The following is a 24,093-nucleotide window of genomic DNA, read 5'->3' on the forward strand; positions in this document are numbered from 1 at the left end:
CTCTCCCCGAGTGGACACCGTCGACCGGGGGTCGGGCGTTCTCAAGTCAGTTCCGGTTCACCGTCCACTCCTAGGACGTCTCGAGTCGTCAGTCGCCCTGCACCGCGGTGGCAGAACGCGACTGCACGAGGCCGGTCATCAGTCGGGCAGGCTCTGCCAGATCACCGACTCGACGGGGTCGCCGTCCGGTGTGCACTCGTCCGGAGTGTCCTCGAGCGTGAGGTAGCCACCGCCGCCCTCCACGACGTCGCCCGTCGTCAGCGCTCCTCGACCAGGGACGTCGATCGTCCGGCCGTCGCCACTGAGGCGCGAGCCGACCGGGAACACCAGCGGGAGGGCGGTCCCGTCGTTCTGCACGGCCAGGCAGCCCTCCTCGGTCGTCGTGAGAGTTCCGGCGATCGACGCCTGCATCACCAGGTCCGGGGCCTCGGAGGCGACCATCGCGGTGACGCCCTCGCTCCGCTGCACCCCGGCGTCGGAGCCGGAGCACGCCGTGAGCGTCATGGCCGAGGCAGCGCACAGCAGCACCGTCAGTGGGCGGAGTCGTCGATGCGGAATCATGAGAACAGCCTACGAATCCCTCCTCGGCGGAGTCGTACCGCTCAGCACTCCCCCGCTGGACACTGCACCGCGCGGGGCGGGTGACCGGTAGCCGAAGGGTCGCTCACCTGTCCGGACAGGGTCACTCTACGGGCCGACGGCCGGCAGGGTCAGCACGGCACCCACCGCAGTGACCGCCGCGAGCAGGACGCCGACCGGAACAGCGACACGGGGACGGTAGGCGCCGATGACGAGGGTGGAGAAGGTCAGGAGCGCGCCGACTCCGACGAGCGCGAACCATTGGACGAGCGGCCAGGCCGGCCCGGCGAGGCAGTCGACGGGCGGATCGTTCACCTCGAGGAACGTGCTGCGGTAGTCGCCCGCGCAGCCGAGGAGGATCAGCCAGTTCGTCACAGCGCCGAGCCCGGCGAGGACGACGCTGGAGACGGCGCCGACGACTCCGACGAGCGCGAGGATCGACGCGACGGCGTCGGAGGTAGCCGTCGTGGTGATCCGCCGGCTCATGGTCCTCCTGACGAGAACGTCGCGGCCGAGGCCGGACCGGAGGAAGAAGGCACGCGCAGGCCGATTCCGGGTCGACCCGTGTGCCGATCCTGAGGGCTCACCGCTCGACCGACCGCGCGGGCAGGTGGGAGGCCGCTCCGCGCCGCCGGCTCAGTGCCCAGACGAGCGCGCCCGCGAGGAGCACCGCGCAGGTCAGCCCGGCGACGTGCAGGACGAGCGACGGCACTCCGTTCTCGGGGAGCAGGAAGCCGTACGGCACCCATCCGTCGGTCGCTCCGCGGACGAGCACGACGACGACCCAGACGATCGGGTAGGGCAGGACCACCCACAGCCGGCGCCAGGAGAGCGGTCCGCGGTCGGCGACGACGATCCAGTCGAGGAGGACGAGCGCGGGGAGCACCACGTGCAGGACGGCGCTGACCCAGGGCGGGGCCGTTCCGGTACCGGGAACGAGAGTGTTGTAGATCACGGCGACGACGATCAGGTAGGCCGTCGCCGCGCCGCGGACGTGGCTCAGCCACCCCGGGGTCGGACGGCGGGCGAGCGCGACCGAACCGGCGACGATCAGCACCGCGCTCGCGAGGAGGCTGGTCTGGTTCGTGAAGTAGCCGAAGTAGTCGAACGGATTCGGCTCGCCGGCCGCGATGCTCAGCGCGTAGGTGTGGAGGATCACCGCGACCGCGGCTGCACCGACGGCGATGCGCGCAGCGCCCACGAGCGGGCGGATCGATGCCGGGGTAGCCACCGGCTCAGCCTAGGAGCCGTCGCGCTCACTGCTGACCCGCGACAGAGTTCTCCCTTTCGGCATGACGGCCGAGGACCTGTTCCACCTCACTGCGTTCCGCTTCCCTTTGAACGAGATTCTGCACGTCGGTGAAGAGCTGAACTCGCCAGCGGCGAGCATTCCGTCAGAGCGCCCCGCACAACCCCCTCAGCAGTGGGCGTGCTGCACTTCGCGCGGCTCGCAGGGGACGGGAGGGCTTGCCTGATCGCCCCGATCCCGGAGCCCGCCGCGCCCGCGTCGAGTGAGAACATCGCGGCCGACGCGATCCAGCTGACCGCCGACCAGATCGAGCGCTTCGACCCGTCTGCCGAGACTTCACTCGTCGGGTACTGCTCTCCCGCGATCGCAGCTTCGGACACGGGACAGAGGGACGACCTCGAATCGACGGAAACGCGCCCCGCCAAACGACGAACTGACGCGGCGCGTCCGGATCGCTATCTTGCTTGGCAATGTTCCATCGTGGAACTGGAGATGAGGGGTTCATGTTCGGATTCAAAACCAAGCTGGTGGCGGGGGTCGCCATCGCTGCGGTCTTCTTCCTCGGCGCCACGCCGGCCAGCGCAAGTACGACCTCGGAGACTCCGGAGGTCGCCAGCGCCCGTGCGTTCTTCTCGGAGTACAGGGTTGCGCCGCAGACGCAGGACGCGCTGATCGAGGCTTATCTCGCCGGCGAGGAGTGGGACTCGTTCTCGAGCTCGAACCCCACCGTCGACGTGGTCGAGGAGACGCGGGCGGACGGCGAGTACACGATCTCGACGTACGAGGACGGGTCGATCAGCGTCGTTCGCATCGGAGCGGATGCCGTGAGCGCAGAAGCACGCGGCATCACACAGTGCTCGGTGCGCGGTCCGGAACGGAACGGCTGCAAGATCGACACCTGGGTCGGTGTGGTGCAGATGAGCTTCTACACCTCTTTCAACCTCTCGAGCAACACCGTGACCGCTGACCCGTGGGGTCCGGCTTGGACGATCGGCGGCGCGTGCAGTTCGACGATGACCTACCTCGGCAGGCCGCTAGCGAATCGCGCCCAGATGAACATCAACGCGCAGATGTGCATCATCGGTTACACGACCACGTTCGAACTGCGCTTGACGGTCTCGGGAGGGGTCGCAACAGTCAGCTGGAACTGATGACCGCGGCTCAACGAGCCTGCATCATCGCCTCGTGCGCCCGCCGCGTTCTCACGTAGCGGGCGCACAAGCGCGATCCCAGGATCAGACTCACCACCCCGCCGACGAACGTGGCTGCGACCACGACCGTCCAGGTCGTCATGGTGGAACTCGGAGTGAGAGTGAACCAGTAGAAGAGCCCGGTGCCACCGCCGACGACTCCAGCCGTGACCAGCGGTGCGATCACAGCCGCCTTCTTCTCCGCGAGGGTCCACGAGGAGCAGAGCAGCAGCGCAACGATCCCGATCAGCCAGCCCGCGCCGGGGATCAGCAGCCAGCCGAACGCGTATGACAACGAGCTCGCAACAGCGAACCACGGGCGATCGAAGACGAGTCCACTACTGCTGGACGACCCGCCGGCCGCCGAGGCGATACGCGCAGGGGTCCCGAGCTCGGAGATGCGCTCTCGCGCAGCGTCGTCATCGAGGCCGTCCAGTTCCTCCGCTATCCCCCCATAGATCTCCTCGCGAAGTTCAGCGCGCACATCGGCGAGCGCGACCTTCAACTCTTCCAGGTAGCGGTCAGCTACCCGCGAGGTGGAGGCAGTCATGGGGTTCCCCTTCCGATCGTCTGGTTCACCTGACTGACGAACGACGGCCACTCCGCTCTGAAACGGCCGAGTTCGATCTTCCCCACGTCAGTCAGTGAGTAGTACTTCCGCGCGGGGCCTTGGTCGCTCGGCACGACGACAGCAGCGATGGACCCGCGATCCCGCAACCGCCCCAGAAGGGGATACAGCGTCCCGATGCTCCCGATGACCCCCACCTCCTGCAGGCGTGTCGACAGCTCCCACCCGTACATCGGCACACTGTCCAGGAGCCCGAGGATGCAGAACTCAGCAACGCCCTTTCGAAGCTGAGCGCCGACGCCTTCTATCATGCGTCACAGGTTACCCGCGCCGGGGCCCGAGTCGCCGGACGCCGCATCGATCGGCCACGTCGAGACGGACGACGGACCTCCTCCGGTAGCTGGACGGCGACGTCGGTGGCCGTCGGGCTGGGTGCCGCGGGCATCACTATGGTTCTCTCTCCGGCGTCCTCTCGAGGTCGAACTCGTGGAGTCGCATCTGATCGAGCACGTGCCGGGGACGGACGTTGGAACCGCTGACCACTCGTGGCGGTGATCGACCCGCTGACGGCACGGCCCCGGCCTGAGCGGTCTCCCGTGAGAGGGTGATCCGCATGCAGCCCACGACAGCGGTCCGGATCTCGGTGGTCGCGTCGGCCGTTCTCTCGTCCGCTCTGCTCTCCGGCTGTGCAGGAACTCCCGCGGAGCCGATCGTCGAGCGGACGTCGCAGATGGCCGTCGACTACCCCTCCTACGACCTGCCGCAGCTCGTCGGGCAGGCCGATCGCATCATCGAGGGCACCGCCGTCTCGACCCGCGACGCCGTCCTGTACCCGACCTACGAGGGCACCGACCCGCTCCTGAACCCGCTGAGCGAGGCGTCGGAGGAGGAGCAGCGCGCCGCCAGTCTCGAGGGCGCCATCGCCGCCACGGAGGTCGAGCTCGAGGTGACCGCCGTCCACAAGGGCGAGGCGGGTGACCGCCTCACCATCACGCAGACCGGCGGCGTCCTGGACGGCGTCCGCTACACGACCGTGCAGGAGCCCCTGCTCACCCCCGGGAGCTCCTACCTGCTCTTCCTGCACGAGGGCGAGCGTCCCGCCCTCCTCGGCGGGGGCGCGGGCAGCTACGAAGCGGGGGACGGCGGCTACCTCGCCATGGCCGCGCACGCACCCGTCGAGTCGTTCAGCCGCGACGAGCTGGCGCTCCTCCTCGCTGAGGACCGCAGCCCCACCGAGTGATGCGGGCGCCCGCCGGACCGCAGCGTGGACTCTCGAACACGCGGTGGATCTCGATACGCCCGCGGAGCGGGCTACTCGATCAGCATGAACGGCTCAGGCCCTGGAGACCTCGACCAGATCGATCCATGCGGGTCGAGTAGTCCCGAAGGGACGTATCGAGACCTGCCCACCGACCCGCCGCGACCCGGTGCTGCGGCCTAGTGCGCTCGCGTCGGGAGCGCGACCGGGAGGGTCAGCTCGCCGCGCTCGACGAGGCTCTCGAGGGCCTCGAGGACGGCGGCCTCCGGTTCGTACCGCGGCGCATAGCCGAGCAGCGTCGCCGCCTTCTCGATGGAGAAGTACTGGCTGCGGTGCAGGTGGCCCCAGCTCGCGTCGGCGAGGTCGTCGCCGACGGTGCGGCGGAACTCCTCCCAGCCGATATTCTTCAGCGCGGCCTCCTGCCCGAACCAGCCCGCGGCGATCTGCGCGAACCCGCGGACCGTGAGCGCCGAGGCGGCCACGATGTGGAAGTCCTCCCCCGCGGCCTCCTCCGGCCGGGCCACCGCGAGCTCGAACGCCTGGGCGACGTCGTCGGCGTGCACGTGGTGCAGGGACTCCGCGCCCGAGCCCGGCATCCGCAGCGTCTCGCCGGTGGCGAGGGTCTCCCAGACGGCGGGGTCGAGGTTGCCCAGCGGGCCGACCGCCGCCCAGCCGGGTCCGCTGATGTGGCCGGGGTGCAGCGTGGTGGTGCGCAGGCCGCCCGCGGCGGTCTCGGCCTTCAGGAGGAGGGCGATCGCCTCCTTCTGGCGGCCGTACTCGTCGATCGCGGGCGTCCCCTCGCCCTCCCGGATCGGGAGCTTCAGGGTGGGCCCGTAGCGCCAGACCGATCCGCAGCTGATCAGGTGGCCGACGTAACCGCGGAGCCCCTCGACGAGGGCCCGCGCCGAGTCGACGGTGAAGCAGACCAGGTCGATCACCACGTCCGGACGCAGATCGCGGACCCGGGCGGCGAAGACGCCGTCCTCGTCCTCCTGCTGCCGGTCGGCGACGACGTTCCGCACCTGCTGCCACTCAGTACCGGCGGTGTAGGGGGTGCTGGTGCCGCGGGTGATGTTCGTGACCTCGTGCCCGGCGCGGACGAGCCGGGGGACGAGGAAGGAGCCGATGTGGCCGCTCCCGCCGATGACGACGACGTGCATGGTGGCTCCTCGAGGGTGGTGACGGGCGGTTCGCTCCACTCCACCACACTCGCGACCGGCGGCGCTGGTACCCCTTCCCTGCTCCGAGCCACGCCCAGCACGTCGGCTCGGCCGGGACGTCTCGAGCGAGGGCGGGAGGCGCCTGCCGTTCAGAGCGCCGCGGGTGGCACCGGTGGCGGGTTCGGGATTTCGAAGACGGCCGAGCGCGGCCACATCAGCGTCGGCGTGCGCTTCCGCTCGGGACCGCCGACGATCAGCGCGGCGCCGAGCAGGTCCGCGGCGTGCGTGAGGACGTGCTCGACGTAGGCGGGGTGCACCCAGTGCGGTCCGGAGAAGGCGGAGATCAGGTCCTGGAGGGCACGGACGGACTCGTGCTGATTCTCGTCCCGCGGGGTCATGGCGGCTCGGATCGGTAGGAGAAGCCCTCTCGGCCGAGCGGTGTCACCGATCGGAGGGAGAGAGTTCGTGCACCTCCGCGACGCGGCCGGCATCCGTCACAGTACGCCTCGGACGACCTCGGAGAGGCGTTTCACGAATATCCCGGTGACACCGCAGAAACCGCCCTTCGCGTCTCCCTCCTGGCGACTGCGAGATCGATCGTCTCGGATCGGTGTGAGCAGTGCGGAACGGGGTTGGTCTCAGAGTCCATCCGAGACCTCGCGTGGCGAACCGCACCCTTCCCGGGCGCACGCGACGGCGGGACTCCCATGGGCAGGCTGCACGGCGACTCCGGCAGCGGTGCCGACGTCGACGGCCGGCCCCTCGCTCCCCCGCAGCCCGTGATCGGGACGAGCTCGGCACGAGCGCGTGCACGCGCGTACCCGGCTTCCTCCCGTGAGCACCAGCCGGCCGGCAAGCGGCGCCTTCGGTGAGGAGATCGACCGGCTGCTCGTGTCCTTCACCACGCTCCTGCCCGGCGAGGACGCTGCCACATCCGTGCTCGGCGCTCCCTTCGAGATGCAGACTCTCGCGGCGACCAGCCGTCGAGCGGCGACCCTCGACGAGACGCAGATCGACCTCGGTGAAGGGCCCGCCTGGAGCGCGTACCGCGCCTACCGCCCTGTCGAGCTGCAGGTCGACGACGAGCGGCACTTCGCCGGCTGGCCCGTGTTCGCGCTCTCCGCGGAGGCGGTAGGAACGAGGACCGTCCTCGCCGTCCCCCTGGTCATCGGCACCTCGAGCATCGGCGCCGTCACCCTGTACAGCAGCACCTCGATGCGGCTCGACGCCGAACAGCTGCGGCTCGCGGGCCGACTCTCAGGAGCGCTCGCCAGGGCCGTGGTCGATCAGGCGATCACCCTGCCGGAGAACGGGAGACTCGCCCGTGATCCCGCGCTCTCGCGCCGGGACGTGCACCAGGCGACCGTGATGGTGATCGGCCAGACCCGGTCGACGCCGGCGGACGCCCTCGCGATCATCCGCGCCTACGCCTTCGCGGAAGGCGTCGGAGTGCGCGACGTCGCCGCACGGATCCTCGCCGGATCGCTCGACTTCTCCCACGATCCGCCCGAGTGATCCCCCTGCTCCGAGGCGGTCGACTGCGGATCCAGCCGGCGGTGACCAGTGCGCCCGGCGCGCCCGGGATCTCGAGATCGATGCCGCCTCTCGAGACGCCCGCAGGATGGTCTTCCCGGCCCAGGAGGCGGCCGGTGCACCATCGCCGATCGTCTCCGAGATCGTCTACCGTGCGGTGATCACCTCACCGCGCATCCCGAGCGCCTGGAGATCGACACCCGTCGAGGAGACGATCGCCTCTCCGGTATCGCCGTCGTAGACGACCGTGTAGACGTCCCACTCCTTGGCCGGAAACCCGTAGGGCGCGTCGTTCACGACGGGGGCGTGCACACTCAGAGCCCACATCGGCGCCTCCGGTGAGATTCGAGTGTCGCCGCCGAGTCCCGGGGCGCAGGAGGACAGCTCCGCAGAGGTCGCCCGCACCGCGTAGATCGGGTACTGCTTCTTCTCCTCCACGCTGAGCGTCGAGAGGCGACTTCCGGCGCCGTCGGCCAGGTCGAGCGCCGGGTTCGTCAGCTGCTGGAGGTCGATCATCGGCCCGTATGCGGTGTCAGCAGTCGGGGGGCACGGCGGGGCTTCCGTCGGGAGTGGAGACGGCTGGGGGTCCCGAGGCGACGCCGGTGCTGCCTGTGTCTCCGTCGAGGTGGGCGTCGCCTTCGCGGTGGCGTCGATGGTGACGGGGCCGGAGCGGATGCGCATCGTCGTGGTGGTCTGCGTGAGGCTCACGTCTCCGGCGCCCAGGACGTCCCTCAGCCACTGCTCTCGTTCTCCGGCGGCATCGAGGCAGCCGACGGAGGTCGTGGCCGGGCCCCCGGTGACGAGCCGGACGGACGTCTGCAGACCTGCGTACTGGAGGTCGTAGGTGAGGGTGTTGCAGGGCCCGTCCACGCTGAGCTTCGACCGGCCGTCGATGTCGATGACGCGGAGGCCGACCGGGTGATCGAGCAGCCAGTCGCCTGATCCCCGAGCAGCGATGACCGCGGTGGTCTCGTAGACGGACTCGGTCGCTTCCTCGGCGCTGAGCAGATCTCCCGCGACCTGCGACGTCGACGGTGAGCCGGGGCCGGCGGCGCTCGCCGCGCAGCCGCTCAGGACGAGCGCCGCGGAGAGGCAGACGGCGCTGAGGGGAACTCTTCTCGCCCGTGTGGCGGTCACTGGTCGCCTCCGGTCTGCGTCGTGGGCGGGTCGGTGCAGTCGACCCTGGTGCTCAGTCCCGTGAAGATCAGGAGGCGCCCGCTCTCCTCGCAGACCTGGCTTCCGGCGAGGGAGTACTGGGCGGCGTCCGTCCCGTCGGTGGTCCCGCCGTCGGCACCCGCTGCGGTGAGTGCAGCGCACGCCGTGGCGAGTGCAGCGGTGGACCGGCCGACGGGTGTCCGGATCTCGCCCGACAGGACGACGCCCTGCCCGTCCGGCTCCCAGCAGGTGACGGGTGCAGCGACCGGAGTGCCGCGCTCCGTCGTCCCCGCCGTGAGGACTGCCGCGCTGAGGACCGCGCCCGCGATGCCCGCGAGCGTCACCGCCGCGGCCTGGCCGAGACGTCGGCGGCGGCGGATGCGGTGCGCGAGGCGTGCGCTGATGCGCTCGAGCTGCTCGTCGCTCAGGTCAGGATCGTCCATGGTCCTCTGTCCGTTCCGTCAGGGTTCTCGCCAGTGATGCCCGCACCCGCGAGAGGCGGTTGCGGACCGTCCCGTGGGACAGGCCGAGGGAGCGAGCGGCGTCGCTGTAGCTGAGGTCGTCCTCGATGCACGCCGTCCAGATCGCACGGTCCGTCGCGCTCATCTGCTGCACCAGACGCCGCACATCGAGCAGCCGGTCGCTCGTGTCCGCGTCGATGCAGCGAGAGGCGGTGTCGTCCGAGAGGGGCAGGTGGCGTCGGCGCTGCTCGCGGCGGTTGGTCGAGGAGCTGAGGTTGCGCGCCGTGACCAGCAGCCAGGGCAGCACCGACTCCCCCACGATGCGCACGCCCGAGCGGCGCTTCCAGAGCAGGAAGAAGGTCTCCTGCACGACGTCCTCCGCCTGGCCGGCGTCCACGAGGAAGCTCCCCGCGGCCCGGTGGACCGCGCGGCCGTGCATCCGGACGAGAGCATCCAGCGCCGAAGGGTCGCCGCCGCGAAGACGATCCACCAGCGTCACCTCATCAGCATCGACCATCCGACATCACCCCCCTCAGTAGTGAATGCCCTCAGCACACGGTTTCGTCTCAGACTTCAGGGAGCGATCGCAGACGACTCGGCGATACGTCCGGGCTCATCCCCTGAGGGGAGGCCCGGTCGCCCGACCGGCGGCGTTGCATTCGCTGAGCGGGCGTGTTCGACTGAACCGACGTCGACGATCGGAGATCACGATGTCCGAAGCACTGCTCATCATGGCGTTCGGCCTCGTCATCGCGGTCGGCTTCACTCCGGGACTCCTCCGACGCCGACGCTTCCGAGAAGCCGTGGCTCCCGCCGGCGCCGCAGCCAGTGTCCTCCGCGACGTGTATGCGGGCCGTGGAACCCAGGAGCGCTCAGCGGACGAGTTCACGGGCGACCCGACGACGTCCATCACTCTCGACGGCCCCGACCCCCTCCGCACCTTCGGCGTGGAGTCGGCGTCGCGCATCGAGCACCAGTAGAGGCGCAACGGTGGCAGCTGCCTTCAGGACATGGCTGCGCGAGAACGGATCGACCTGCTGACCACGACCGGAGCGGTTCTCGCTCCCCTCGGAGTGATCGTGGCCGTCGTGTTCCTCCTCCAGCCGTGGCGCACCTGCGCCGACGACGACGTGACCGCGGCCTGCGCGATGCACCCCGCGGATGCAAAGGTGATGGCGCTCGGAGTCATCGCGGCGATCGTCGGAGTGCTGCTCCTCTGGATCGGCGCTCACCGCGGGCGCCGGTGAGCCGTCGATCGACACTCAGGCGAGGCGGCCGAGGCGCTCGTTCCGGCTCGAACCGATAAGCGACAACGGTCGCACCGCGGTCACGGCAGGGTGAAGACTTCGGCCATGTGGTTGGAGGGGACGGCGCTCGAGCGCCGCTTGCGTGAGATGGACGGGCCTGGGCGTGAGGAGCCAGTCGACTTCGACGGTCCGCGGTTGGCGGCGAAGGTGAACGCGCTCGCTGAGCTGCTCGAGCAGAGCTTCCCCGGCGCCGTCTCGGTCGGCGATCCACTCCGGGACTGGCAGGACTCCGCGACCTTCACTCAGGTGACGGTGAACGGAGCGGCGAACCGCACATCGGCGAACCTCGTGGTCTGCATCAGTCGGCACGGGGACCTCTGCTTCCTCGCGCTCGAGACGCCGGGAGCGTACTCGCGGGAGGAGTTCGATGCGCTGGTCGAACCGGAGGACCTGAGACCGATGACCGCAGCTCTCGAAGCCTTGGATTTCACGGTCGCTGCCGAGGAGTCGCTGTGGGACCGGTACGACGGACCGATCGTGATGAGCCATCCGAGCTGGCACGAACGCTACTTCGGATACCCGCTGTGAGCGCGCATGGCTGACGACATCGGATTGCTCTACGACGCCGAGACGGCTGACCGCGCGCTGCAAGCTTTTGTGGAGAAGATGGTCGGCTTCACGGGACTCGACATGTGGACCTTGTTCTGCAGTATGGAGCGCGACTCGAACATCGAGGGAGTTCCCGACGACTCGGCGTTGTGGACCGACTGGATGTTCGAGCTGTGGACCGCGAGCGGATTCACGTACGACGTGACCGCAACAGAGTTCTCGAGCTTCGCCGCCCCACCGAGACGACCGGACGTCACGAACTCCTACCACCCCGTCACAGTGCAGGTCGGCGACAGAGTGCACCCCGTGAAGATGATGCTCGGCACCGACTCGCTCTGGCCCGCCGAGGCCTCGTACCTCTCCCACCCCCGAGGTCGGACTGAGGGCGAGTACTTCGACCTCATCGTCCGAGATCTGCACCTCCTCCTGACCCGGAACCCCGAACTCGAGGACAAGCGCGCGATGCTCGGCCTCCTGTCCGCCTGGGACGTCCCCGGCGCCAGCACGCACCGCGGACCGACCCGGGTGAGGTGACGCGCCGGCGGGGAGCCCGGTCCGCGTCTCCCGATCAGGCCGACGTGCCGGCGATCACCGAACTCGGACGCGTCGAACTCGAGAGAAGAGCCTCAGTCATCCCATTCGACCGTTGTTCACTCTATGTCCACGGTTTCTTCCAAGGAAGAACCAGGCGACCGAACCGAGGAAGGGAGCGATGATGACTACTGCCACCCACATGGCCTTCAGGATCAGCTCGTTCGGTGAGCGAAGAATTTGCACGAGAGCGAGTATCGCAATCGCAACATAGGCGGCACCGATGAGGGCGACCAGGATACTTGTGAGCAATGCTGACATGTCCATTGCCCGACCATACTCGCATCGAGTGCGTCTCACATCCCCCACGAGACGGAAGGCCTCGCGCCTGAATGGGCAGTTACAAGGCGCCTGATCCCGACGTACGGTGGAACCGGTGGCCTCTGATGTGACCCGCTTTGACTGCGCGCTGGCCTGCGTCACGAGATGCGATTTCACGGTCGGTCGTAGTATCAGACCACACTATTCGGGGGAATTTATGAGTAAGTATCTTTCATTCATCGGCGCTGGGGCGATGGTCCTCGGCACAGCTCTCGCAGCAACACCTACGTCCGCGGCAGTCAGTGAGACAGAGACGACCTACGTTCAGGAATGGGTCGATCAGGTCCAGTCGCTACATGCGTCGGGTGATGCGTCGGGCCTCACCGCCGAAGACTGCGTCGTTGAGACCACCACCACCGCGGGCGAGCAGTACATCTCGAGTGCCTAGAGGCGAAGGCCGCCGACCCGCCTGCGGAGGAGAAGGACCGCCTCATTGCCGCCGCTTCGGCCCAAGCGGTCACAGGCCGCCTCTACAGCCAGTTCACCAACGGGGCCGCCTACAGCCGTACGCAGAACGGTACTTGGTACTTCGACGGTACCTACTCGTGGGTCACTCAGGCTCGATACGGCTTCACCGGTTCGGACAGTTGCTTCACGACTTACTCCGTGAATATCACGGTCACCGGCGTCTCTTGCTCCGACACTGGCACCGAGACCGAACGGTACGGCGAGGACCACTACCAGGTCCAGGCCGTTATCGTCAATGACGGCTACTCGATGAAGGCGACTCTTTTCGCAGACGGAAACATCCCCGGATTCGGGGCAACGACCGGCTGAAGGAGATAGTCGACCTTCGTTCTACGGTGGAGGCTCTCTGTCTAGGACTCCGGTCCGTTCGGAGCGGAGTCGCTGACATCCGATTCGGGGCCACCCTTTTTCCGACCGGGGCCCCGAATTCAGCCCTGGCCCTACTTCACGAACCGATCATCCTCCGTTCGACCACGTCCGTCGGAACGTTATCGCCGTCTCGCATTCTGGCATCCCGCGTTCGCGCTGCTGAGAACCGATTCACCTTTGAGATTCGAGTTCGTCAAAGTCACCCGAAACGACTCAGCCTGAGTAAGACGCGACACGCAGCTCCGGCGGAAGGTCGCCAGACAACGCCGCGATCCACACACTCGGCGCCGCGCACTTTCGCGGCGCCCAGTGTCTCGTCTGCATGAACCGGGGGACGATCCCCTATCGGGACGGGTTCCACGGAGTGAGGGAAAGCACGTCGAGGGCGACCTGGTGGACGCTCCGACCATCGGTGCGTACTCGGTGGACGTCCGGAGCAGCTTGCGAGGCGAGTAGAACGGCGGCGGCCCCGCTCCGAGCAATCGCATCGTCCAACCCCGTTCCAACTTCTCGACCGGCGAGACGTCCGGCGATGGTCGAGTCGTCGGCGGTGAGCAGCACGCCAATCGATCGTGCCTCAGGATCGAGGGCTGCGACGAGGACGTCCCTCTCGAGCACGCTGACGGTGTTGGTGTAGAGAAGCCGGTGATACCCGGCCGCCCGGTAGTTCTTCCACATGGCTGCGAGGTTCAGCTCAGCGAGAGCGAGGCCTCGTCTCCACGGTTCGGGATGGGCTTGATCGAGGTTGTCGCCCTCGATGAGCGCATGGCTCACATCCGCCTCGGCAAGAAGCCGCGACACCTCGGCCGCAACGGAGGACTTGCCGACACCGGACCGCCCTCCGAGGAAGAGCACCTCCGTGCGCCCCTCATCCCCCGATTCGATCGCACCAGTGTTGTCGTCTCCCTCGGTCATGACTCGACGGTAGCGATCGTGACCGCAGAACGATCCTCATACGGGACGCCTGTAGGCCGGTCTGTCAGACGGGTCGCACGCATGCTTCGTCAATCGCTTCTTGCTCGTCGTCGGTCAGCATCGCTGCGCTCGTGCTGGGGAACCAGCCCTGGTTCGGCCACTGGTCGATGAAGTCGGTGCGGCTGGGCGCGTCGGGGTTCTCGATGCCGTTCGCTTCGTAGCAGGGCACGAGGTACTCGGTCAGGTAGCTGTAGAGGTAGTCGATCTGCTCGGACGTCATGGGCACCACGGGGGTCGTGGGATAGCTCGACCAGCAGGTGAACGCGGCGACCGATTCGGCTTCCGTCGAGGCGGACGTCATGATGCTGACGGGTCCGCCGCCGGTGGCGTTCGAGCCGAGGTCGACCGGCAGGCCGGCCGCGGTGAGGCAGCCCAGGAGTGCTGTCGAGTCGTTCGGGTCGCGGTAGTCCTGGAACGGGTCGGCGGGTCTCGTCGCGTCGGGGAAGCCGGCCAGGACTCCTTCCCATTGGCGATCCTGCTCCTGGATGCGCAGCTGCTCCTGCTCGTCGGGCGCGAGAGGTGCAGGGGCGGGAGAGGGACCAAGATCGGGCACCGGGTAGAGGACGACAGAGGAACTAGTCGCCTCGGGGGTGGGGCCAGGTGCGAGGGCCCACGTCGAGACCAGGGCGACCGCGAGGACGACGACGGCTCCGGCGGCGACGATCCAGATCACCCTCGCGCGGCCGGCTGGCTTCGGGTGAGTGCGGCTCTCGCCCAGGGCGGCGGCCGCGATGGATTCCGGTTCGTCGAAGGACCGCACGCGCTCGATGGCTTCTGCCGGCTCGAGAGCGGCGAGCTCCTCATCGATACCGTCTCGGATGGCGGAGGCGACGTCGCGAGGGACGGGCCGCAGCGCCCGATCCAGTCGCTTCAAGTAGGTCTGAACCTCGCGGGGCGCGCTGGTCGGGGTCATGTGTCGTCTCCTGCCACGATCGCTTGGACGGAACGGGTGAAGGGCTCCCACTGGCGGCGGAACTCGCCCAGCTCGGCCTGTCCGGAGGGGGTGAGCTTGTAGTACTTCCGGACCGGGCCCGAACCGCTCTCCCCTGCGTAGGACGTGATCAGCCCGCGATCCTTCAACCGCCCGAGCACCGGGTAGAGCGTGCCGATGCTCGCGATCATGCCCAGCGCCACCAGCTCCTCCGACAGGCGCCAGCCGTACATCGGCTCCCGCGACAGGAGCCCGAGGGCGCAGTACTCCACCACGCCCTTCCGGATCTGGGCCCCCACGTCGACTGTCATGCTTTGCATGTTAGCGTGCGATGCATACTAGCGGTGGTGGGATTCTGGCTGTCCGGCTACCGCGCGACGGGGGGATGCAGATGCAGCACGATCAGGAGGAATCGCCAGGAGGCGGCACCGGCCTTCGGGTGGCGATCACGCTCGTCGCGCTCTTCGGGATGATCATGGCGCCGCCGGTGTTCCTGTTCTTCTCGATCCAGGAGACCGGTATCCAGTTCGCCGGCGGAGGGTCACCGACGCCCGAACAGATCCGGGCGGCGGAGAACTGGCGGGCCACAGCAGGCGGAGCCGCCATCCTCAGCGCCATCGCCATCTGGGTACTCACAGGCATCCGCGCGCAGAAGAACACTCGGAACGGTTGGGAGATCTTCCTCTGCGGACTTGCGGTTCCCGCGCTACTCCTCGGAACGGCCCTGACGGCATTCACCGCATGACCCCGCAGCGACGTCCTCACTCACTTGCGCAGAAGTGGAAGCGCTGCCTTGCCGGTGCGTCCTGGGCGCAGTTCGTCGCGGTCGTCGTCCTCGGCTTCGGCTTGGACCGCCGCATTCCTGGCCTTCACGCTGGCGAGCGTGGCGTTGCAGGTCATTCGAAACTGGGTGGTGTGCTGAGCTCATCACTCAGTAGCTCCGTCGTCTTTCCTGCGCGACTACCCGATGACCGCCAGCCAGGCGGTCGCCCTCCACGGAGAAGCGTGATGGTCGCCGTATCGCCCGCGGCGCTCTTCCTGCCCCAGCTGCGGATGCTGTCGCGACCCGTCATCAACTAGGAGAACCCGTGTTCCTTGCGCTCCTCGCCGGCGCTCCCGCCGTGATCGGAGTCCTCTGGCTCGTCAACCTGTCAGGAGACGGGTCCCAGGAGAAGGTGCGGCGAGACACCTGCATCGGCGCCCTCGTCGTCGGCGTGCTGTTCATCGTCGGAGCCGTCGTCTACTGGTTCGTACCGGTGGAGACGAGCAACGATGCTCAGGGCTCGTTCGGCGCTTCCGCTGTCGTCGGCGCCGCGCTGCTCGTCAGCGGCATCCTCGGCCTCGTCCTCACTCTGATCCTCCGGCTCACGATGCCGGGAGAGGCCCGCGTCGATCGCCGGTGACGCCGAGCTCGGACGATCGGGCTCGCCGCAGGCCGCGCAGCGCGACTCAGCCCACCATCGGAGGGCAGGTCCGGGACGGGAGCCACTGCGGAAGAACACGAGATCCGGTCGGCGCTCCGCCGTACTCTCTCCCCCATGACGGACTACGCCCGACCCGCTGTCGAGGACCGCGTCTTCACCGACGAGGCCGGCCGGCCGATCCCCTACGGGAACCGCTGGAGAGGAGGACCACCTCCGGACGAGAGCTACTCCGTCACCCGCGACACCGAGCGGTTCCGACCCGTCCACACGATCGCGGACGCCCTGCTCGAGTACCTCGCTCGCAGCTACGACGTCAGGATCGAGGACGACCCGGCCCTCGCCGCCCGGGACGAAGCCGAGATCTCCTGGGCCGCCCGCGCCGTCCGCGTGACCCCTCGGTCGGTCGACGCCGCCCCGCTGACGATCGTCTGGACCGTCTTCCCCGGTGTCCTCCTCCACGCCGGAGCACTGCAGCGGTTCAACTATCCCGTCTGCGGCTGCGACGCCTGCGACGACGACTGGACCGCCCTCGCGGACGACCTCGAGCGAACCGTCCTCGACGTCGTCGCGGGACGCTACGAGGAGAGCATCACCGCTCATGACGGCGGCATCACCGTCGCCTACCGCATCGGAGGCGGTGGTGAGCTGGGCATGTCGAGCGGCTACACCAACGAGGAGGGCGTGCATGAGGTGACCAGTCACGACGGGCAGCAGCTGTCCGCGCCCTGGAGCCGGGCGTGGCAGGCCTGGCCGGAACGCAGGCGCTGACGGACGCTCCGCACGGAGTCACCCCAGCAGGAGCGCGCCGGTCGGGCGACCGCGATCCCGCGCCGCCCTTGACCTCCCTCCCCTATCTTCCTATTCTTCGGTCATGCCCAGACGGAAGCAGGGAGCGGTCCTCCCCCTCGAGCTCGACCTCCTGGACGCGCTCATCGATGCGGGCGAGCCGACGCACGGCTTCGCTCTCGCCGCGTCGCTCGCCACCGGAGACGGCCGGCCGCTCACCGCGCACGGCACGCTCTACAAGGCGCTGGGGAGGATGCAGGAGCGCGGTCTCGTCTCGTCGTCCTGGGAGGACAAGGCGGAGGCGAACGCGCAGGGCCGCCCTCCGCGCCGCCGCTACGAGGTGACCGGCGAGGGACGCGCCGTCGCCCACGCGGCCGCCGCTGCCCGCTCGAGCGCTGCCGGTCGCGCCCCGTTCGTCCTCGGTGGAACGGCGTGAGCGCCCGATCGTCGGCGGCGGTGCGCCGCTCCACGGTCGCCGCGCTGCGCTGGTGCCGCTTCTACACCCGCGGACTGGATCCGCACTTCGCGACCGAGCGGGCGGAGGAGATCGCGTCCGACCTCTTCGAGCACACCCGGTGGGCCGAGGAGAGGGAGCAGGCTCCCCGCCGCACGGCTCGCCAAATCGCCTCGCGCACGGTCCGGGGCGCCGGGGCGGATCTGCTGTGGCGCCGCGCCCGACTCCACGAGGGCAGCGCGGAGATGCTCTTCGACGCGCGAGTGGGGTCGCTCTCCACCGCCCTCTGGGCTGTCGTGTTCGTGCTCGTCCTGGCCTCCGTCGTCGTCGGCGGGTGGGCGAGCATCCGCCTGGTCACGGAGAGTCCGGTGCCGTTCGCGACGACGGCACCGGTGTTCGCGGCGACCGCCGTCGCCGCGCTGGCTCTGCTGCTGCTCCTGCACCACCGGACCCGCCGTGCCGGCGCCGTGCTGGGAGCGGTCGCCGTCTCGGTCCTCCCGACGGTCGCGGTCGATGCGCTCTGGTACATCAGCGCCACGGTCCCCGTGCTCGTGTCCTCGGTGCCCTCCCTCGACCTCCTTCTCCTGCTGCTGGGGAACGCGCAAGGACTCGTCCTGCTCGCCGCCGCCCTCTGCTGGTCCATCGCCCGACGCCCCACCGGAAGCCAGGTCACGACATGACGGATCCCCGCCCTCGAGGCACCACCCGGCTGCGCGCCACGATCGCCCTCGCCGCGGGAGGACTGCTCCTCACGGCAGGCCTCGGCGCCGTCCTCGCCACCACCACGGCGTCGGCCGTCCAGGACTACGACGACCGCTTCGCCGCCGCGCGGGCGGCCGACCCGCCCGTCGTCGAGGACGACGTCGCCTCGTCGCCGCTCCCCTCGGTCACCCCCGCCGCCCACGAGCCGGGCACGCCGTTCGAGGAGACGACGCCGACCGCCGCCCCCGACGGGCACCGCTACGACCAGTGGGGCGTCCGCCTCTACGACGTCTCCGACGCACCGGACGACATCACCTACCCGGCGAGCCTCGTCGGCGACGAGCTCGGCAACGCGGTCAGCTGGGTCGACATGCAGCTGCGCATCGCCGGCTGCATGCGCGAGGAGGGCTTCGACTACACCTTCAAGCTGTGGTGGGACCGCTCGCCCGAGGACCGGGGCTCCGAGCCCCTCGCGGAGGACAGCGAGGCCATGGCCGCCCTCTACGGCACGAACCTCACCTCCACCGGCCCCTACGACTGGACGCAGGCCGGCTGCCACGGCCGGATCGTGCACGAGATGGGCAACGACGACGCCCACTGACGCCCCGACAAGCAAGCGTCGACACGGAGCCGGCCTCGCGGCCCCTCGCCGACCGTGTGCCGCTCCGGCGGTGCGCTCAGACCTCGTCCTGCCGCGTCGCCCAGGCGATCAGGCGGCGGAGGATCTCGCGGTGCTCGGGCGACTCGAAGGAGCGGGCGTCGTGGCCGAGGGCGTCGTAGGCGACGCGGCCGCTACCGCCGGTCGCCTCGCGCAGCCAGATGAGGGGGTGCTCGACGCCGTCGTGCTCGTGGACCGCGAGGACCTCGTTGTCGGCGGCGGTGCGGAGGGACGTGTAGCGCTCGTCCTGCAGGACGAAGTCCCCGACCCCGGCGGTGAGCGGGTGGCCGCGGAGGCGGACGCGGGCCTCGCCGTGCTCGGGGTGGAAGGACGTCCCCCGCTCCCACCGGCCCCCGATCGACTGCTCCCACTCCGGCGCGTCGACGAAGCTCGTCGAGGAGGCGTGCAGCGCGAGCACGGGAGCACCGGAGGCGAGCAGGCGTCGGAGGCCGGCACGCGCCGCGGCGGCGGGCGACGGTGAGCCGTCCCGGGGCAGCCCGACGTTGACGACGACGAGATCCGGAGCGTCCTCGAACCGCTGCAGCGCGTCGTCCACGTTCGGCGCGACGGTGAGCGCGAAGCCCGACTCGCGCAGGATGCCGGCCACGCACTCCGTCGTCTCGTCGAAGGGGTGCCAAGGATCTGCGTATCGGCCGGCACCGGGGAGGACGAGGGCGGAGAGGGTTCGCGACACGCTCGGAGCCTAGACGGGGGTCGGGAGCGCGTGCCTCGACCCGGTCCTCGACGCCGCCCGGAGGCGCGGCGCTCCGGACGGTCACTCCCCGCTGGTGTGGACGCTCGCCACGTCGTCGCAGGTCGCCGTCATCGCGGCAACGACCGCGGGGTCGTCCTGCGCGAGGTCGTCGCCGCCGCTCGTGACGGCGCCGTTGGTCGCGGTGCGCCCGTCGGCCGAGAGCTCCACCTGCGTCGAGGTGATGCTGTAGCGCCCGTCGGCGTCCCGCGCGGCGAGGACGCCGGAGATCGAGTGGTGGCCGTCGGCGTCGGCCGCGCCGCAGGTGACGCCCGTGCCGGCGTCACCGAAGCCGGCGAGCACGAATCGGTACGGCTCCCCGTCGACGCCGATCGGCGTCACGAACGCGCAGTCGGTGAAGGCGAAGAGCGCGGCGGTCCTGCCGTCGCTGAGGACGGTCGCCGCGAGGGTCGGGCTCACCGCGACCGTCCAGCCGCGGTGGGTCGCCGGGCCCGCCAGCGTGTCCTGCTGCAGGAAGGTCGCGCCCGAGGCGGTGCGGATGCCGTAGTCGAAGCCGCCGTCCTCGTCGTAGAACGCCTGGTCCGCCCGGCCGTCGCCGTCGACGTCGCCGATCTCCGCCGTCGCGACGCCGGCCGGGACGGGAGTGTCGTTCGGGGTGCAGCCGGTCGAGGACGCGGGCGGTGCGGACGACGGTGCCGACGCGGAAGGGCTCGCCGGTGCGGCGGTCGCGCTGGACGCGGCCGTCGACGTGGACGCCGAGGGCGCCGTCGACGCCTGCGTCTCCTGAGCCGCCCCCGTCGAGCAGCCCGTCACGCCGGCGAGCCCGCCGATCACCGCGACGGAGAGCACGAGCAGACGGAGCGTGAACGGACGGGACTTCCTGCTTGCCGAACGAACCATGACGACCTCCTCGTTCACGATAGGACTGCCGCGCCGCTCGCGCCTCCTCGGGATCTCCACCTCGCCTCCTCCCGGTCTCCCGGGGCCGGCTCAGCGTCCCGGCACGGTGTCGAGCGACCGGGAACGGGCGGCGAGTAGCTCGGCGTAGGTGCCGTCCCGCTCCGCCCAGCGCAGTCGCTGCGCGGCCCGGACGACGATCTCGTCCGGGGTGGGCTCCTGGGTCAGGAGCTCGAGGACCTCGTCGAGGTAGGCGTCGAGGGGCAGGGCCGTCGGATTGACCGCCTCCTGGCCCGCGGTCGCGACGGCCGGCGGGACGAGCTCGGTCACCCGGACGCCCGTGCCGGCGAGCTGCGCCCGCAGCGACTCGGTGTAGGCGTGGACGCCCGCCTTCGACGCGCCGTAGCTGGGCATCAGCGGGAACGGCAGGAAGGCGATGCCCGAGGAGACGGTGACGATGTCGCCCCCGCCCCGGCCGAGGAGGTGCGGGGTGAAGGCGTCGACGGCGCGGATCGTGCCGAGCAGGTTGACGGCGACGGTCCGCTCCGCGGTGGCGAAATGGGCGGGGTCGCGGAGGTCCTCCTGGGGCAGGACCCCGGACATGGTGACGACCGTGTCGAGGCCGGGATGCGCCGCCAGCACCTCGTCCCTGGCCCGGGTCACGGAGTCGGCGTCGGTGACGTCGATCCGGACGGTCTCGAGGTCGGCGATCCGGGCGGTGTCGCGCCCGCCGACGACGACGGTGCTGCCGGCGGCGGCGAAGCGGCGGGCGAGGCCGAGGCCGATGCCCGAGGTGCCGCCGATGACGAGGACGGTGCGGTCGGTGATGTCCATGGTGTCTCCTCCTGGGGGAACGGGTCCGTGCTGAGCGGGCCCGCAGGTGACGGGCCCGTGCTGAACGGCTCGGCTCGATGGTCGTCGGCGCCGCCGGAGGCAGCCAGGTCCCGGCGGATCCGGGGAGTGGCAGGGCCTCTCTCCGCGCGCGACCGGGTGGGTATCGTCGGCCCCATGGATGTCGACGCACCGGCGAACGCGCTCGGCGAGTACCTGCAGGCCCGGCGCGCGCTCGTCGCTCCCGAGCGGGTGGGCCTGCCGTCGGGGACGCGGCGGCGGGTGCCGGGCCTCCGCCGCGAGGAGGTCGCCCTCCTCGCCGGCATCAGCGCCGACTACTACGTCCGGCTCGAGCGCGGCCGCGACGACAACCCCTCCGCGCAAGTGCTCGAGGCCCTCGCCCGCGTCCTGCAGCTGGACGACGTCGAGACCGCCTGGCTGCACGACCTCGCCGCGCCGAAGCCCCGCATGCGGCGGCGCGCGCGGCCGGCGGAGCAGGTCCCCGCGCGGCTGCACCACCTCCTCGCCGCGCTCGACGTCCCCGCGTTCGTCGAGGGCCGCTACTTCGACGTCCTCGCCTCGAACCGGGCGGCCGTGTCGCTCTCGCCGCGGCTCGCCCCCGGCCACAACCGCCTGCGGTCGCTGCTGCTCGATCCCGAGGAGCGCCTCTTCCACCGCGACTGGGAGACGGCGGTCGAGTCGTTCGTCGGCGTGGCCCGGCAGACCCTCGGGCACGACGCGAGCGACTCCCGCGCGGTCGAGCTCGTCGGCGAGCTGTCCCTCGCCAGCGCCCGCTTCCGCACCCTCTGGGCCCGGCACGACGTCCGCCCGCTCCGCGGCGGCACCGCGACGATCGACCACCCCCGGGTCGGTCCCCTCGACCTGCACCGCGAGAAGCTGCCGGTGGACGGGCTCGTCCTGGTGATCTACTACCCCGACGAGCACGGCGACAGTGCCGACCGGCTCCGTCTGCTCGCGGCCTGGGACGGCAGCATCCCCGAGTCCGCCCTCGGGTCCCGCGACTGACGGTCCCCGGAAGCGGACGACGTCAGAGCCGCGGTGCCCGCAGGGACGGTGCCGGAGTCACGGTCCGCGGCGGACGCTCCCCCTCGGGCTCCGGCTCGTCGGTGAGGCGCAGCCCGCCCGGGGCGTAGGAGTCCGCGATCCAGCGCCGCACCCAGGCCTGGTTGAGGACGACGCGATCGGCACTGGCGTAGCGGAACCGGAGCGCGCTCGCGGGATGCAGCCAGATCGAGGTGCGACCGCTGCCCACGGCCGGCAGATCCTTTCAGGAGAGGTAGAAGCTCTCGCCCCGGCCGAGCTTGGTGCCGATGACGACCTGGAGGTGACCGAGGAGGCGGTCCTCGAAGTCCACGTCGAGCCGCGAGTCGTAGACGAGTCGTCCCATGGGGATCCTGACGACGGGTGCATCCGGAATGGATGCTGTGGCCACGCGAAAGGGGTCCGGATGGGGTCGGAACGGAGGCTACGCCCGAACGGGCCGGAATCCTCACGCTTCGTCGATATCGGTGCGACATCCCCCTCCTGGTTCCGCCGGCGGCGTCCGCGCCGGGCGGTGACCGCGGTCCCGGGGGGCGTCCGTGCAGCTTCGGGACCGGCCGGCGATGCTCCTTCCCTCGAACGCTTCCCAGAGCGGCTCGCGAGGTCTAGGTTGCAGACACACGGGGTTCCGGATCCGAATCGGAGGCCGTGAGGAGGGGGCTCACTGTCCTGGCGGCGCCGCCTCTGCGCGGGTTCCCGTCGGCTGCGCGCACTCCGACGGGCGCCGCAGTGCGGAGCCGACCCGACCCGCGCGGCAGTGCGAGCGCCTCGCACCGCAGGACGAGCGGCGGGTCCGCGGCACGGGTCGCTCGCCCGGCACTCCTGTCCGCAAGCGGACATGTCCGCTAGAGGATCTTGCCGCGGGCACTCCCCCGCTGCGACACTCGCCCCGATGAGCACCCACGGCGTCCGCGACCCCCGCCCCTCCGACGTCGCGAGGTGCACCGTGCTCGGGGCCGCCTGGTCGACCCCGGTCGTCGCGGTCGCGACCGCCGCGCCGATGGCGGCGGCCAGCACCGCCGGGCTCACGGCCCGCCTGTCCTGGGACGGCCCGAGGGGCGTCCAGACGGAGTCGTCCCTCCTGTTCCTCACCCTGGAGTCGCCCCCGCGCGGGACGCCGGTGGTCCGCGGGACCGGCACTCTCACCCTGACCGTCCTCGAGGAGTACGCCTTCTCCCCGGCGAGGTCGGTCGTCGCACCGACGGGGTGGACGGTGATCAACGACAACGGCCGGACGATCACGATCCTCGCCCCCGAGGGCGTGACGGCGGGGACCAAGGGCTTCAACGTCGAGTGGGGTGAGCTGTCCGGCAACTGGACGACCACGGCCACCTGGACCGAGAGCGAGGTCGCCGGCTCCGTCTCGTCGACCATCGAGGTCGGGCCGCGGGGCTTCCCCGTACTGGAGTGGCTGACGAACCCCGCCGTCGTCGGCGGGACGTCGACGCTCCGGCTGCTGGTGCCCGCCGACTGCTACGCGATCGGCTACCCCGGGCTCCTGCTGATCCCCGCGGAGTTCTTCGACGCGTCGACGATCGCCCTGCCCGCGGGCTGGAGCGTCGTCGACGAGGACAGCGCCGCGTTCGCCTACCTCACCGGCCCGACCGTCGCCGGTGCGGCCGACTTCGCCTTCACGTTCGGCCCGGGCTCGACCACGACCAGCCCGATCGTGCAGTGGATCTCCCCGGCGGCACCGGGGACGACGCCGATCCAGCCCCGACCGCCCCTCCGGCTCACGCCCGCCTGACGCGCCGCGGCCGGCAGCGCACCCATGCTGATCGAGTAGCCCGCGCAGCGGGCGCATCGAGATCCACCAGCACGGGGCGGCGAGTCTCGATACGCGCCTGCGGCGCTGCTCGACCAGCATGGAAGGCGCGCAGCCGCCTGCTGCCTGCAGCGCACC

35 protein-coding genes are annotated in these 24,093 nt (G+C 70.2%); 16 read left to right on the top strand and 19 right to left on the bottom strand.

The features are described from left to right. Nucleotides 1-138: 138 nt before the first annotated feature. The 3 genes from EDF35_RS11045 to EDF35_RS11055 form a co-directional block, all read right to left on the bottom strand. Nucleotides 139-561, bottom strand: a complete 423-nt coding sequence (locus EDF35_RS11045) for a hypothetical protein (protein WP_133962352.1) — start codon at nucleotides 559-561, stop codon at nucleotides 139-141. Between the two features lie 126 nt (nucleotides 562-687). After that, nucleotides 688-1,065, bottom strand: a complete 378-nt coding sequence (locus EDF35_RS11050; RefSeq protein ID WP_133962353.1) for a hypothetical protein — start codon at nucleotides 1,063-1,065, stop codon at nucleotides 688-690. A 97-nt stretch (nucleotides 1,066-1,162) separates the two neighbouring features. Then, nucleotides 1,163-1,810 carry a Pr6Pr family membrane protein gene (locus tag EDF35_RS11055; RefSeq protein WP_243839937.1) on the bottom strand — a complete coding sequence of 216 codons (648 nt, stop codon included), beginning with the start codon at nucleotides 1,808-1,810 and terminating at the stop codon, nucleotides 1,163-1,165. A gap of 521 nt (nucleotides 1,811-2,331) precedes the next feature. Between EDF35_RS11055 and EDF35_RS11060 the strand changes: the two genes are divergently transcribed. Further along, on the top strand, nucleotides 2,332-2,979 hold the full coding sequence (locus EDF35_RS11060; protein WP_133962354.1) for a hypothetical protein: 648 nt from the start codon (nucleotides 2,332-2,334) through the stop codon (nucleotides 2,977-2,979). A gap of 10 nt (nucleotides 2,980-2,989) precedes the next feature. Here EDF35_RS11060 and EDF35_RS11065 read toward each other — a convergent pair whose 3' ends face one another. Continuing rightward, entirely contained in the window at nucleotides 2,990-3,568 is a 579-nt protein-coding gene (locus EDF35_RS11065; RefSeq protein WP_123733259.1) for a hypothetical protein, read from the bottom strand. Then, a complete protein-coding gene (locus EDF35_RS11070) occupies nucleotides 3,565-3,897 on the bottom strand; it encodes a PadR family transcriptional regulator (RefSeq protein ID WP_123733258.1) in 333 nt (110 codons plus the stop codon). Before EDF35_RS11070 ends, EDF35_RS11065 begins: the two co-directional genes overlap by 4 nt. Nucleotides 3,898-4,199: 302 nt before the next feature. Here EDF35_RS11070 and EDF35_RS11075 point away from each other — a divergent pair, with 302 nt between their 5' ends. Then, nucleotides 4,200-4,826 (top strand): hypothetical protein, encoded by a 627-nt coding sequence (locus tag EDF35_RS11075; protein ID WP_133962355.1) that lies wholly within the window; start codon nucleotides 4,200-4,202, stop codon nucleotides 4,824-4,826. Nucleotides 4,827-5,023: 197 nt separating this feature from the next. Here the strand turns inward: EDF35_RS11075 and EDF35_RS11080 are convergent, their stop codons facing one another. After that, entirely contained in the window at nucleotides 5,024-6,004 is a 981-nt protein-coding gene (locus EDF35_RS11080) for an NAD-dependent epimerase/dehydratase family protein (RefSeq protein ID WP_133962356.1), read from the bottom strand. A gap of 149 nt (nucleotides 6,005-6,153) precedes the next feature. Next, nucleotides 6,154-6,402, bottom strand: a complete 249-nt coding sequence (locus EDF35_RS11085; protein WP_133962357.1) for a hypothetical protein — start codon at nucleotides 6,400-6,402, stop codon at nucleotides 6,154-6,156. 436 nt (nucleotides 6,403-6,838) lie between these two features. Here EDF35_RS11085 and EDF35_RS11090 point away from each other — a divergent pair, with 436 nt between their 5' ends. Continuing rightward, complete coding sequence (locus EDF35_RS11090) at nucleotides 6,839-7,519, top strand: GAF and ANTAR domain-containing protein (RefSeq protein WP_133962358.1); 681 nt, start codon at nucleotides 6,839-6,841, stop codon at nucleotides 7,517-7,519. Between the two features lie 165 nt (nucleotides 7,520-7,684). Here EDF35_RS11090 and EDF35_RS11095 read toward each other — a convergent pair whose 3' ends face one another. From EDF35_RS11095 to EDF35_RS11105, 3 genes are read right to left on the bottom strand one after another with little or no spacing between them, the layout of a single operon-like run. Further along, nucleotides 7,685-8,674: a hypothetical protein gene (locus tag EDF35_RS11095; protein WP_133962359.1), complete on the bottom strand. Its 990-nt coding sequence runs from the start codon at nucleotides 8,672-8,674 to the stop codon at nucleotides 7,685-7,687. Continuing rightward, nucleotides 8,671-9,135, bottom strand: coding sequence for a hypothetical protein (locus EDF35_RS11100; RefSeq protein ID WP_133962360.1), 465 nt, complete (start codon nucleotides 9,133-9,135; stop codon nucleotides 8,671-8,673). Before EDF35_RS11100 ends, EDF35_RS11095 begins: the two co-directional genes overlap by 4 nt. After that, nucleotides 9,122-9,643 carry a sigma-70 family RNA polymerase sigma factor gene (locus EDF35_RS11105; RefSeq protein ID WP_166674083.1) on the bottom strand — a complete coding sequence of 174 codons (522 nt, stop codon included), beginning with the start codon at nucleotides 9,641-9,643 and terminating at the stop codon, nucleotides 9,122-9,124. Before EDF35_RS11105 ends, EDF35_RS11100 begins: the two co-directional genes overlap by 14 nt. Nucleotides 9,644-9,863: 220 nt before the next feature. Here EDF35_RS11105 and EDF35_RS11110 point away from each other — a divergent pair, with 220 nt between their 5' ends. The 4 genes from EDF35_RS11110 to EDF35_RS11125 all read left to right on the top strand — a co-directional run bounded on the left by EDF35_RS11110 (nucleotide 9,864) and on the right by EDF35_RS11125 (nucleotide 11,543). Then, nucleotides 9,864-10,133 carry a hypothetical protein gene (locus tag EDF35_RS11110; protein WP_133962362.1) on the top strand — a complete coding sequence of 90 codons (270 nt, stop codon included), beginning with the start codon at nucleotides 9,864-9,866 and terminating at the stop codon, nucleotides 10,131-10,133. Between the two features lie 30 nt (nucleotides 10,134-10,163). After that, a complete protein-coding gene (locus tag EDF35_RS11115) occupies nucleotides 10,164-10,400 on the top strand; it encodes a hypothetical protein (RefSeq protein ID WP_133962363.1) in 237 nt (78 codons plus the stop codon). A gap of 105 nt (nucleotides 10,401-10,505) precedes the next feature. Further along, on the top strand, nucleotides 10,506-10,988 hold the full coding sequence (locus tag EDF35_RS11120) for a hypothetical protein (protein WP_133962364.1): 483 nt from the start codon (nucleotides 10,506-10,508) through the stop codon (nucleotides 10,986-10,988). Between the two features lie 6 nt (nucleotides 10,989-10,994). Next, nucleotides 10,995-11,543 carry a hypothetical protein gene (locus tag EDF35_RS11125; RefSeq protein ID WP_133962365.1) on the top strand — a complete coding sequence of 183 codons (549 nt, stop codon included), beginning with the start codon at nucleotides 10,995-10,997 and terminating at the stop codon, nucleotides 11,541-11,543. Nucleotides 11,544-11,639: 96 nt separating this feature from the next. Here EDF35_RS11125 and EDF35_RS11130 read toward each other — a convergent pair whose 3' ends face one another. After that, entirely contained in the window at nucleotides 11,640-11,867 is a 228-nt protein-coding gene (locus EDF35_RS11130) for a PLD nuclease N-terminal domain-containing protein (protein WP_133962366.1), read from the bottom strand. 660 nt (nucleotides 11,868-12,527) lie between these two features. On the opposite strand from EDF35_RS11130, the gene EDF35_RS20830 reads away from it, so the two are divergent. Then, a complete protein-coding gene (locus EDF35_RS20830) occupies nucleotides 12,528-12,698 on the top strand; it encodes a hypothetical protein (protein WP_166674084.1) in 171 nt (56 codons plus the stop codon). Nucleotides 12,699-13,100: 402 nt separating this feature from the next. On the opposite strand, the gene EDF35_RS11135 is transcribed toward EDF35_RS20830, so the two are convergent. From EDF35_RS11135 to EDF35_RS11145, 3 genes are all read right to left on the bottom strand, one after another. Next, nucleotides 13,101-13,673, bottom strand: coding sequence for an adenylyl-sulfate kinase (locus EDF35_RS11135; protein WP_133962367.1), 573 nt, complete (start codon nucleotides 13,671-13,673; stop codon nucleotides 13,101-13,103). 64 nt (nucleotides 13,674-13,737) lie between these two features. Beyond that, complete coding sequence (locus EDF35_RS11140) at nucleotides 13,738-14,646, bottom strand: hypothetical protein (protein WP_133962368.1); 909 nt, start codon at nucleotides 14,644-14,646, stop codon at nucleotides 13,738-13,740. After that, on the bottom strand, nucleotides 14,643-14,975 hold the full coding sequence (locus EDF35_RS11145; protein ID WP_133962369.1) for a PadR family transcriptional regulator: 333 nt from the start codon (nucleotides 14,973-14,975) through the stop codon (nucleotides 14,643-14,645). Before EDF35_RS11145 ends, EDF35_RS11140 begins: the two co-directional genes overlap by 4 nt. A 74-nt stretch (nucleotides 14,976-15,049) precedes the next feature. On the opposite strand from EDF35_RS11145, the gene EDF35_RS11150 reads away from it, so the two are divergent. Further along, the gene (locus tag EDF35_RS11150) at nucleotides 15,050-15,409 is read left to right on the top strand and encodes a hypothetical protein (RefSeq protein ID WP_133962370.1); all 360 of its coding nucleotides are present in this window, start codon (nucleotides 15,050-15,052) and stop codon (nucleotides 15,407-15,409) included. 20 nt (nucleotides 15,410-15,429) lie between these two features. Here the strand turns inward: EDF35_RS11150 and EDF35_RS21410 are convergent, their stop codons facing one another. Further along, on the bottom strand, nucleotides 15,430-15,564 hold the full coding sequence (locus tag EDF35_RS21410) for a hypothetical protein (protein WP_279587523.1): 135 nt from the start codon (nucleotides 15,562-15,564) through the stop codon (nucleotides 15,430-15,432). Between the two features lie 188 nt (nucleotides 15,565-15,752). Between EDF35_RS21410 and EDF35_RS11155 the strand changes: the two genes are divergently transcribed. The 5 genes from EDF35_RS11155 (at nucleotide 15,753) to EDF35_RS11175 (ending at nucleotide 18,631) form a co-directional block, all read left to right on the top strand. Further along, on the top strand, nucleotides 15,753-16,067 hold the full coding sequence (locus EDF35_RS11155) for a hypothetical protein (protein WP_133962371.1): 315 nt from the start codon (nucleotides 15,753-15,755) through the stop codon (nucleotides 16,065-16,067). 135 nt (nucleotides 16,068-16,202) lie between these two features. Continuing rightward, nucleotides 16,203-16,856 carry a DUF6226 family protein gene (locus EDF35_RS11160; RefSeq protein WP_133962372.1) on the top strand — a complete coding sequence of 218 codons (654 nt, stop codon included), beginning with the start codon at nucleotides 16,203-16,205 and terminating at the stop codon, nucleotides 16,854-16,856. 103 nt (nucleotides 16,857-16,959) lie between these two features. Further along, nucleotides 16,960-17,310 carry a PadR family transcriptional regulator gene (locus EDF35_RS11165; RefSeq protein ID WP_133962373.1) on the top strand — a complete coding sequence of 117 codons (351 nt, stop codon included), beginning with the start codon at nucleotides 16,960-16,962 and terminating at the stop codon, nucleotides 17,308-17,310. Next, nucleotides 17,307-18,008, top strand: a complete 702-nt coding sequence (locus tag EDF35_RS11170; protein WP_133962374.1) for a hypothetical protein — start codon at nucleotides 17,307-17,309, stop codon at nucleotides 18,006-18,008. The genes EDF35_RS11165 and EDF35_RS11170 overlap by 4 nt, the downstream gene beginning before the upstream one ends. Beyond that, the gene (locus tag EDF35_RS11175) at nucleotides 18,005-18,631 is read left to right on the top strand and encodes a hypothetical protein (RefSeq protein WP_133962375.1); all 627 of its coding nucleotides are present in this window, start codon (nucleotides 18,005-18,007) and stop codon (nucleotides 18,629-18,631) included. The genes EDF35_RS11170 and EDF35_RS11175 overlap by 4 nt, the downstream gene beginning before the upstream one ends. A gap of 76 nt (nucleotides 18,632-18,707) precedes the next feature. Here the strand turns inward: EDF35_RS11175 and EDF35_RS11180 are convergent, their stop codons facing one another. The 3 genes from EDF35_RS11180 to EDF35_RS11190 all read right to left on the bottom strand — a co-directional run bounded on the left by EDF35_RS11180 (nucleotide 18,708) and on the right by EDF35_RS11190 (nucleotide 21,131). Beyond that, nucleotides 18,708-19,382: a ThuA domain-containing protein gene (locus EDF35_RS11180; protein WP_133962376.1), complete on the bottom strand. Its 675-nt coding sequence runs from the start codon at nucleotides 19,380-19,382 to the stop codon at nucleotides 18,708-18,710. An 81-nt stretch (nucleotides 19,383-19,463) separates the two neighbouring features. Beyond that, complete coding sequence (locus EDF35_RS11185) at nucleotides 19,464-20,300, bottom strand: hypothetical protein (RefSeq protein WP_133962377.1); 837 nt, start codon at nucleotides 20,298-20,300, stop codon at nucleotides 19,464-19,466. 90 nt (nucleotides 20,301-20,390) lie between these two features. Then, nucleotides 20,391-21,131 (bottom strand): SDR family NAD(P)-dependent oxidoreductase, encoded by a 741-nt coding sequence (locus EDF35_RS11190; protein ID WP_133962378.1) that lies wholly within the window; start codon nucleotides 21,129-21,131, stop codon nucleotides 20,391-20,393. 174 nt (nucleotides 21,132-21,305) lie between these two features. On the opposite strand from EDF35_RS11190, the gene EDF35_RS11195 reads away from it, so the two are divergent. After that, nucleotides 21,306-22,154: a helix-turn-helix transcriptional regulator gene (locus EDF35_RS11195; RefSeq protein WP_133962379.1), complete on the top strand. Its 849-nt coding sequence runs from the start codon at nucleotides 21,306-21,308 to the stop codon at nucleotides 22,152-22,154. A gap of 22 nt (nucleotides 22,155-22,176) precedes the next feature. Here EDF35_RS11195 and EDF35_RS21240 read toward each other — a convergent pair whose 3' ends face one another. Continuing rightward, nucleotides 22,177-22,401, bottom strand: a complete 225-nt coding sequence (locus tag EDF35_RS21240) for a hypothetical protein (protein ID WP_243839938.1) — start codon at nucleotides 22,399-22,401, stop codon at nucleotides 22,177-22,179. 681 nt (nucleotides 22,402-23,082) lie between these two features. Between EDF35_RS21240 and EDF35_RS11205 the strand changes: the two genes are divergently transcribed. Continuing rightward, complete coding sequence (locus EDF35_RS11205) at nucleotides 23,083-23,937, top strand: hypothetical protein (RefSeq protein ID WP_133962380.1); 855 nt, start codon at nucleotides 23,083-23,085, stop codon at nucleotides 23,935-23,937. Nucleotides 23,938-24,093: the final 156 nt, after the last annotated feature.

Origin of the sequence: Rathayibacter sp. PhB151 (assembly GCF_004366415.1) — a bacterium.
Taxonomy (GTDB): domain Bacteria; phylum Actinomycetota; class Actinomycetes; order Actinomycetales; family Microbacteriaceae; genus Rathayibacter; species Rathayibacter festucae.

Excerpts from the sequence above, each read along its gene's own strand:
- EDF35_RS11045 (WP_133962352.1), bottom strand. The coding sequence starts at position 561 with ATGATTCCGCATCGACGACTCCGCCCACTGACGGTGCTGCTGTGCGCT.
- EDF35_RS11050 (WP_133962353.1), bottom strand. The coding sequence starts at position 1,065 with ATGAGCCGGCGGATCACCACGACGGCTACCTCCGACGCCGTCGCGTCG.
- EDF35_RS11060 (WP_133962354.1), top strand. The coding sequence starts at position 2,332 with ATGTTCGGATTCAAAACCAAGCTGGTGGCGGGGGTCGCCATCGCTGCG.
- EDF35_RS11065 (WP_123733259.1), bottom strand. The coding sequence starts at position 3,568 with ATGACTGCCTCCACCTCGCGGGTAGCTGACCGCTACCTGGAAGAGTTG.
- EDF35_RS11070 (WP_123733258.1), bottom strand. The coding sequence starts at position 3,897 with ATGATAGAAGGCGTCGGCGCTCAGCTTCGAAAGGGCGTTGCTGAGTTC.
- EDF35_RS11075 (WP_133962355.1), top strand. The coding sequence starts at position 4,200 with ATGCAGCCCACGACAGCGGTCCGGATCTCGGTGGTCGCGTCGGCCGTT.
- EDF35_RS11080 (WP_133962356.1), bottom strand. The coding sequence starts at position 6,004 with ATGCACGTCGTCGTCATCGGCGGGAGCGGCCACATCGGCTCCTTCCTC.
- EDF35_RS11085 (WP_133962357.1), bottom strand. The coding sequence starts at position 6,402 with ATGACCCCGCGGGACGAGAATCAGCACGAGTCCGTCCGTGCCCTCCAG.
- EDF35_RS11100 (WP_133962360.1), bottom strand. The coding sequence starts at position 9,135 with ATGGACGATCCTGACCTGAGCGACGAGCAGCTCGAGCGCATCAGCGCA.
- EDF35_RS11110 (WP_133962362.1), top strand. The coding sequence starts at position 9,864 with ATGTCCGAAGCACTGCTCATCATGGCGTTCGGCCTCGTCATCGCGGTC.
- EDF35_RS11115 (WP_133962363.1), top strand. The coding sequence starts at position 10,164 with ATGGCTGCGCGAGAACGGATCGACCTGCTGACCACGACCGGAGCGGTT.
- EDF35_RS11120 (WP_133962364.1), top strand. The coding sequence starts at position 10,506 with ATGTGGTTGGAGGGGACGGCGCTCGAGCGCCGCTTGCGTGAGATGGAC.
- EDF35_RS11125 (WP_133962365.1), top strand. The coding sequence starts at position 10,995 with ATGGCTGACGACATCGGATTGCTCTACGACGCCGAGACGGCTGACCGC.
- EDF35_RS11130 (WP_133962366.1), bottom strand. The coding sequence starts at position 11,867 with ATGGACATGTCAGCATTGCTCACAAGTATCCTGGTCGCCCTCATCGGT.
- EDF35_RS11135 (WP_133962367.1), bottom strand. The coding sequence starts at position 13,673 with ATGACCGAGGGAGACGACAACACTGGTGCGATCGAATCGGGGGATGAG.
- EDF35_RS11140 (WP_133962368.1), bottom strand. The coding sequence starts at position 14,646 with ATGACCCCGACCAGCGCGCCCCGCGAGGTTCAGACCTACTTGAAGCGA.
- EDF35_RS11145 (WP_133962369.1), bottom strand. The coding sequence starts at position 14,975 with ATGACAGTCGACGTGGGGGCCCAGATCCGGAAGGGCGTGGTGGAGTAC.
- EDF35_RS11150 (WP_133962370.1), top strand. The coding sequence starts at position 15,050 with ATGCAGATGCAGCACGATCAGGAGGAATCGCCAGGAGGCGGCACCGGC.
- EDF35_RS21410 (WP_279587523.1), bottom strand. The coding sequence starts at position 15,564 with ATGACCTGCAACGCCACGCTCGCCAGCGTGAAGGCCAGGAATGCGGCG.
- EDF35_RS11160 (WP_133962372.1), top strand. The coding sequence starts at position 16,203 with ATGACGGACTACGCCCGACCCGCTGTCGAGGACCGCGTCTTCACCGAC.
- EDF35_RS11165 (WP_133962373.1), top strand. The coding sequence starts at position 16,960 with ATGCCCAGACGGAAGCAGGGAGCGGTCCTCCCCCTCGAGCTCGACCTC.
- EDF35_RS11175 (WP_133962375.1), top strand. The coding sequence starts at position 18,005 with ATGACGGATCCCCGCCCTCGAGGCACCACCCGGCTGCGCGCCACGATC.
- EDF35_RS11185 (WP_133962377.1), bottom strand. The coding sequence starts at position 20,300 with ATGGTTCGTTCGGCAAGCAGGAAGTCCCGTCCGTTCACGCTCCGTCTG.
- EDF35_RS11190 (WP_133962378.1), bottom strand. The coding sequence starts at position 21,131 with ATGGACATCACCGACCGCACCGTCCTCGTCATCGGCGGCACCTCGGGC.
- EDF35_RS11195 (WP_133962379.1), top strand. The coding sequence starts at position 21,306 with ATGGATGTCGACGCACCGGCGAACGCGCTCGGCGAGTACCTGCAGGCC.
- EDF35_RS11205 (WP_133962380.1), top strand. The coding sequence starts at position 23,083 with ATGAGCACCCACGGCGTCCGCGACCCCCGCCCCTCCGACGTCGCGAGG.